Origin of the sequence: Priestia sp. BR_2 (assembly GCF_041954005.1) — a bacterium.
Taxonomy (GTDB): domain Bacteria; phylum Bacillota; class Bacilli; order Paenibacillales; family Paenibacillaceae; genus Paenibacillus_AQ; species Paenibacillus_AQ lautus_A.
Map to the genome: position 1 here is coordinate 1 of NZ_JAVFHM010000106.1, position 740 is coordinate 740.

Here is a 740-nt window from a genome sequence, read left to right on the forward strand (position 1 = left end):
GGTAGGAGGGATCTGAAATTGAGTAGTGCATCTAGATTTAAAATGCAAATTTACAGTCCTAAATGGGGACAAAATGACCTTTATCAGTTTATAAAAACAAAAAATGGTTGGAATTTCGAAAACTATAGATGTAAGGGTGAGGTAGATAGAGGTGGTAAACCATTATTTTATAAAGCACTTGCTTCCGAATCTATTTCCTATTCTGATTATTTAGAAGCTTATATTTCCACTGCTTGGGAGAAGGTAGATACGTTAAATAAAGAACAAGCTCAGATTATTTTTGATAGACTATCCGAATGGGTATCAGCTAACGAAAATAATCCCAATTATCCCTTTCTAATGATATCCTGCTAATAGGATATCAATTTTTACATATTCTTATTTACCTAACTAAACTTGATCCGTGTTGTTAAATAAACATATTAATCATTTTTCCAATGGAATTTCTATTGGTATCTACAGGGCGGATTGTAATGTTTATTAAGTATAAAAAATCAACTATTCAAACCCTAAAACCGGCATTCTAGGCTCTTAATTTGCTTTTATAAAAAAATATTGTTATCCAATAAAAATCCAGTTATTGTTAAATGAAACTTGACAACTTAGAGAAATAGGTGACTAAGTAATTGCAACGATATAGATATGACAGTACTTTAAGAAAGGTTTTACGTAGATATAGAGGAAGCAAGAAAAATTATGATTAAAGTAGGATTAGAAGAAGGATTTACTAGCCATAATAC

Annotated in this window: 1 protein-coding gene; it reads left to right on the forward strand. The window is 30.3% G+C overall.

Annotated features, from left to right (window positions below):
- The coding region (locus tag RB298_RS02995; RefSeq protein WP_486045699.1) for a hypothetical protein at window positions 1-354 on the forward strand (354 nt) is incomplete at its 5' end.
- Window positions 355-740 lie beyond the last annotated feature (386 nt).